Annotated in this window: 1 protein-coding gene; it reads right to left on the bottom strand. The window is 71.4% G+C overall.

Annotation, left to right across the window (positions count from 1 at the left end; all coding sequences use genetic code 11):
- On the bottom strand, positions 1 to 259 hold a 259-nt coding region (locus H483_RS39770), incomplete at its 3' end, for a hypothetical protein (RefSeq protein ID WP_193746914.1).
- Positions 260 to 276: the final 17 nt, after the last annotated feature.

Below are 276 nucleotides of genomic sequence, written 5' to 3'. Positions count from 1 at the left end.
GGTTGTAGACGGCCACGGCGACGTTGATGGCGCGGTCGATCTCGCGGCGGACGCGAGCGTCGACGGTGACGGGGCGCTCGGCGGGTGCGCCGTGGTTGCGGTCGACCTGCTGGGCGATGTCCTGGTGGGCGGTGGCCTCGATCTGCTCGGTGAGCCAGTCACTGGTCACGAGCGGGGTGACGCCGTAGTGGCGCATCTCGGCGTAGGCGGCGGCGATCCCCTCGGCGCCGGGGACGGTGAACGTGGGCGACGTGAGCATGGTCGCTCCTTTCGGGT

It is taken from the genome of Dietzia sp. UCD-THP (assembly GCF_000349585.1).
In the GTDB taxonomy this organism is placed as follows: domain Bacteria; phylum Actinomycetota; class Actinomycetes; order Mycobacteriales; family Mycobacteriaceae; genus Dietzia; species Dietzia natronolimnaea_A.
The sequence above is the reverse complement of the archived record's forward strand: the minus strand, read 5'-3'. Positions and strand labels throughout refer to the sequence as shown.